We start from the raw sequence: 5,302 nt of genomic DNA on the forward strand, positions 1-5,302 counted from the left end.
ATCAAGCTTATGTCTTTTATAATACCATTCTAAGTTTTCAGGGGTAAAATAATAAGGTGCATTAGGATAGCCTTGAGGTGGAGTTAGGGCTGCTAGTTTGGCATGTAGTATTAAAGTATCATTAAAAAGTTGTGCTCTTTCTTCGCTCCAATCATTAGGTGTATCTGTTCCATAACCTTGCAGCATACCATTTTTATACCCTCCCCTATAACGATCAAATTCTCTTCTGCTTTCATAAGTAGAATCTATATCCCTTGGATCTTTTATCTTACCCTCAACTATATCACTTCTTAAGGCTTTATACATACTTCCAAATTGATCACTAGCTATATCATATTTATTATAATCAATTATCCAATCTACTCCCATAATCTCATCTATAAAAGGAAGCATACCAAATTCATCAGGTTTTAAAGTCTTAGCTAAGGTTTTAATCTCTTGTTCTCTTAAAGGATTTTTATGCACTCCTACTAAACCACTTCCTACAGCAATATCAGCATAACCATAAATAGCACCTAATAAATTAGGTTTATCTAATATGCTACTTCCTCCACTTAATTGTATATAAAGTATAGTAGCTTGGATAAATCTTGCATTAAAACCATTTTGAAACATATCATTAGCTAGATATTTATAATCACCTAATATTCCTGCTGCCATACCCCATTCATTATGAAATAAACTTGATCTTAGATTATGTTTATTATCATCTACTATTCTATATAATTTTTCATATTTAGGATCTACATTTCCTTTTTCATCTACAGCTCCTATAGCTTCATAAGGTATATCTATAACAACACTTCTTATACCACTTCTTATAACTAAATACTTATATCTTTCTTTTTTAGTTTTTAAAGATTTATAATAAGCTTTTTCTGCTTTAGTCCAAGGAGCTATGCTTCCTTTAATAGGATCTTTTAAATAAATACTTTGCCAATCTTTAAATTCAAGCAAAGTAGAACTTTGCCCTGTATAAAGATTAGGATCTAAATATCTGGGTTTATAGTCTTTGTAGGGGGAGTTTCTTAATATACGATCAGCTTCAAACAAAGCTTTAGAATATTCTTGGGTGTATTTGCCTACCTTAGTTCCCCCATCACTTAATAAAATTTTATTCGTTTTTTTTTCTACATCTAAAATAATACCATTAGGTGTATAAATTTCATAAGTTTCACTCATTATTTATCCTTTCATCCTATATACAAACCATCTTCCATGATTATAGTAGTGGCTAATCTGCCTATGAATTTGTTGGAATAATCTTGGGCTTTATTAGCATCATCGCTTTCTTCATCATCTTCTTTCATCTTACTTTTATCATTTGTCTTTTCATCCCCTATCCCCTTATACATCACTTCTAAATTATGCTGTCCTATAGCTTCTAAATTTTCCATTAATCTTCTTGCTTTTTGTCTATCTTCTATGAACTTACCCTTTTCATCTTGAGTAGTGCTATAAATACCATTTGCATATTCATATAAAATTTGTATAGCATCATTATAAGCTAAGATAGGGTGTTGTTTTATCACTGGGTGTTGTGTTTTATACTCTTCTTTTCTTTGAAAATGCTCTAGCTTATATATATTACATTTTCTAAGTTCTATATTGTTTTCTTCAAAAAATTCCTTATCATTTAAGATGTATTTACCCTCATTAATTTTATCTTCCTTAGAAGCACTTCTTTTCTCATCTAAAATAATATAAGATAAAAGTCTTTTTAAGGCAAATTCCCTAGCTTTGCTTGAAGTCGTAGCACAAGCAATACTAGGATAATAATTAAGCCCACCTGTGCATAATAAAGAACCAAAAATAAACTCAGATAAATCAAAACTCATAAATCTAGAATTTATCAATAAAGGATAGGTTAAGTATTCTTCTTTTTTTACAGCTAAAGGAAAATCATAATTGTAAGTAAATTTTTCATACATTAGTTTTTCATATAAAATTTTTAATCTTTCATAATTTGTAGGCAAAAGTGTATCGATAAAAGATCCTGCTAAATTTTTTAACACATCTACACTTAAATTTTTACTTACTTTAATAGAAAAATCAATAGCTAATTGTTTTTTTACTTTTGATATCAAATGAATTTGCTTAGCTTTATCCAATCTTGAAAAACTCTTTGACTTTTTTAACTCGCTTGCATATTCTAATTGATTAAAATAATAATAATTTGTTCCTATTTGATATAAAAAAAGCTTATTGAGTGGCTTTTTACTTTTTGGATTAATTTTTATAAAATGTCCTTTAGGATTAAGTGCATAAAATATCCCTAGTTCTTTAAAAAAATGTGCTTTAAAACTAGAAAATAATTTATTGCCATAATGCTTTTTATCAAAGCTTGAATTTATAAAAAATAAAATCATTTTTTTAAAAAAATCAGGCTGGCTCATAAAAAATTCTGCAAAAGGAAAAAGTTGCTTAATGATATTAAAAAAAGTGATATCTATGGATAATTTTGCAAGTTCATTATCAAGCATAATTTCTTGAATACTTTTATCTAAATCTTTTTTCAAAAGAAGAGTTTTGTCTGTTTGTGTATTTTCTTTAAATTCAATTTCCTCATCAAAGCTTTCGTTTAAGGTTTTTAAAAAATCCACATAAGTTTGATCTTCTTCTTCAAAATCATTTTCAAACATAGCTTTAGCTAATTCATCTAAATAGATAACTTCATCTTCTTTTTTATTTTTATTTAATTCTTTAGATAAAAAGATGTAAATTTTTTTATCATTATCATAAAAATAAATATCATCAGGGATAAATAAGATATACTCATTAAAATAATTTGGTATTTTAATCTTTTGGTAATTAAGTGAAATTTCTTTATCACCATAATCTGGATTTGGAATTATAATATTTTTAACACCAAGAGAATATTCTTGTGTAGAAGCTAAGTCTTTTTGTAAAACATACAAAGTCAAAGTCAATAAAACAACCGTTAAAGGTGAGTATTTCTTAAAATCTACATTTTCATATGTTTTGGATATTGATGACTCTAACTCAAGAAAAAATTGCATTTGATCATAATCAGAATTGATATTATCTAAATAATTATTAAAAAGCCCGATATATTCTTTTACTTTTTCTTTTTCTTTTTCGCTAATTTCTTCCAGTTCTTTGGGTAATTTAAAAAAGCTATCAATATAAGCAAAATCTTGCTCAACTGATTGTTTTGTACTCTCTAATAAATCAAACAATAACCGAGAATATGGTTGATTATAAAAATTAAAATACCTTTTATATTTTTGATAAATCTGTCCATCAAGTTTCACAAAAGGACAAAGCTGCAATACAAAATCATCTTCCTTTTTAACATCTCTTTCTATAAAATAAGAACCATAATCTCTTTTACTAGGAAATTGCTCTTTTAATCCAAGTTTTTCATTTTTTGTAAGAGCTTTAGGGCGATTTTTTATTATTGCTCCTAATTTTTTTTGATACAAATCTTCACAAAGTGCTGCATTGTTAAGCTGTGGTGGATTAGTAATAAACAAATAATTTTTACCCATTTTGGTTGTATTGATTTGATCAGTATTTTTTTTATCTAGTATCATTTCTACTAGTATGGAAGAATTTAAATCAGGATATTCTGCATAAAAGAAATGATTAAGTTCAGAGATATTTGAATTGATTGCTTTTTTTAATGTTGTATCAAAATTTTTTAAACTAGAATTAATTAAAAGCGTATTATCTAACTTTTCATTTTCAATTTTTGGATTATTTTCTAAAAAATGATCAAAAATACCTTGAAATTCTTCATCTAAAATAACTTTATAAAAACTATTTTTATAAAGACTAATAGAAGGTGCATTAGAATAAGATGAAAAATCTAATAATACTTTATCATCTATAATCAATACATCAGATAAAATTTCTTCATTGCACAAAGCGATAATAGGATAAAGCTTACTAGTAATAAGCTCTAAAAGTGGATAAGCAAAATCATAATAATATTTTTGTTCCTTATGCTCTTGATAGTCAGAAGAAGAATTATAAACTTCAAATAATGTATTTACAACAAAAACATAAGGATTTTTTTTGACTAAAGAGATAGGTTTTTTAAGATTGGTTACAGAATCTAATATATTGATAAAAAATTTTGCTATAGCTCTAATAATTTGCTTATATTCATCATCATTAGATTGAGTAATATTTTTTAAAAGTGTATTAAAAAGTGTATCTAGGGTAAGTTGTATCTTTGGTTTAATCTCTTGCTCAAAATAATCAGATTCTTTGATATTTTTTAATAATGTATTTAATTCTTTTTGAACTCCTTTTAAAAAATTTTCAATATTTTCTTCATTACTCTCATCAATAATTTTATTGAGCGTTTTATTTTTGTTTTGATTGATTGCATTATTTAAAAAATTTAAATTATTAAAGATAATTTTTTTAATACTAGATAAATTTTTATCAGAGCTAAATTTTTGTTCTTTTGTGATTTCATCTTTATTAGCTTGATTTAAATGTATGATTTTAAAAGTTTTTTTCTTGTTAATTTTAAATTTATATTCAATAGTATGTAGTGTCTTATATAAAGAATTCTTAGCTTCTTTATATCCATCAAAATCACCACATATAAAAATAATTTTATTAGCATTTTCGGTAAGATTTTTTAACTCAATTTCCAAATTATGATTTGATGCAATTAAGGTGAAATCTTTTATTTTCATATTTTAATCCCATTCACTACTACAAATTTACAAACATAAAGCTCTTGTTTTCTATCTTCATCTTCTAAGATCTCATCTAGTCCATTTGCGATTTGAAATTTTAAATTTTGCATTTTAGCAGGAGCTAAAAAACTAAAATGATATTCGTTTAATTCTTTATTATCTTCTAGGGAATTTTTGATGATTTTGTCATACTCATGTAGCTGTGTAAAATACCCTGCTCCTAAATCTTTATATTCAAATTCTTTATAAGCACTTTTATAAACTTTAGCAATATTTTTTGGGATAATAAAATAAAGTTTGATTAAATTAGTATCAAAACTAAAATTTAATTCTTTAAATTCATAATCTTTGCTAAAGTCTTGTTTGAATTGATTAAGAATATTAACATCCTCTATATCTTTTAAATCTTTTTGATCTATATTTAATTCACTTAAAGCTTTATTTTGTTCTTTTTTTTCATTATTGATTAAAAGATTATAGATAGGTAGGTTATCTTTTTGAAATCTATCACTTTTATAATGAAGTCTTATTATGGGCTCTTTTAGCTTTGTTTGGTTTTTGTTTTGTTTGGCTAAACCATCCTTAGGATTAAAACTATGATCAAATTTAAACTTAGTAGGTAT

General features: G+C 25.4%; 2 protein-coding genes and 1 pseudogene. All 3 read right to left on the reverse strand.

The window, feature by feature from the left end:
- Positions 1-1,182 (reverse strand): hypothetical protein (locus CAMP5053_RS07855; RefSeq protein ID WP_337217603.1); only part of this gene is annotated, 1,182 nt, incomplete at its 3' end.
- Positions 1,183-1,193: 11 nt separating this feature from the next.
- A complete protein-coding gene (locus tag CAMP5053_RS07860; protein WP_337217604.1) occupies positions 1,194-4,676 on the reverse strand; it encodes a hypothetical protein in 3,483 nt (1,160 codons plus the stop codon).
- Positions 4,673-5,302: pseudogene (locus CAMP5053_RS07865) on the reverse strand (hypothetical protein); the annotation flags it as partial. The pseudogene CAMP5053_RS07865 and the gene CAMP5053_RS07860, both read right to left, overlap by 4 nt.

It is taken from the genome of Campylobacter sp. S4:11, from assembly GCF_024723695.1.
Lineage (GTDB): Bacteria > Campylobacterota > Campylobacteria > Campylobacterales > Campylobacteraceae > Campylobacter_D > Campylobacter_D jejuni_C.

Excerpts from the sequence above, each read along its gene's own strand:
- CAMP5053_RS07860 (WP_337217604.1), bottom strand. The coding sequence starts at position 4,676 with ATGAAAATAAAAGATTTCACCTTAATTGCATCAAATCATAATTTGGAA.